The organism is Pseudomonas sp. EA_65y_Pfl1_P113 (assembly GCF_963970525.1).
Taxonomy (GTDB): Bacteria; Pseudomonadota; Gammaproteobacteria; order Pseudomonadales; family Pseudomonadaceae; genus Aquipseudomonas; species Aquipseudomonas tritici.
Genome location: NZ_CAXAQM010000322.1, coordinates 1 through 544 on the forward strand (window position 1 = coordinate 1; position 544 = coordinate 544).

Consider the following 544-nt stretch of genomic DNA (forward strand, 5'->3'; position numbering starts at 1 on the left):
CGCAACTGCAATCGCTGCTCAAGGCAACCGCGTCGGGGCTCGCTGAAGTCAAGAATTACGAATTCGACTTGAAGCGCCCCGGCCTTGGCACGCGGTGCCTGGTCGTGAACGCGCATAAGCTCAGCTATGGCGCGGGGGCCGAACCGCGCCTGTTGCTCGCCATATCGGACGTCACCGATGCTCGCATCGCCGAAAAAATGAATGACGATTTGGTTCATGACAAGAGCGTCTTGCTGCAGGAACTGCAGCACCGCGTCGCCAATAGTCTGCAGATCATCGCCAGCGTATTGCTGCAGAGCGCCCGCAAGGTTCAGTCGGAAGAGGTGCGCGGGCATTTGGGGACGCCCATAGCCGCGTGATGTCAGTTGCTGCGATCCAGCGGCAACTGGCGGTCGCCTCGCTCGACAAGGTCGATGTCGGCCCATACCTGCACCAATTGTGCGAGAGCATCGGCGCGTCGATGATCCACGACCACGAGCAGATCTCGATTGAAGTCACCAGTGCCCGGGAGCAGGTCCAGGCCAATATTTCGGTCAGCCTTGGT

1 pseudogene is annotated in these 544 nt (G+C 60.1%); it reads left to right on the forward strand.

The features are described from left to right. Nucleotides 1-197: 197 nt before the first annotated feature. A pseudogene (locus AACY52_RS29840) lies at nucleotides 198-544 on the forward strand (histidine kinase dimerization/phosphoacceptor domain -containing protein); the annotation flags it as partial.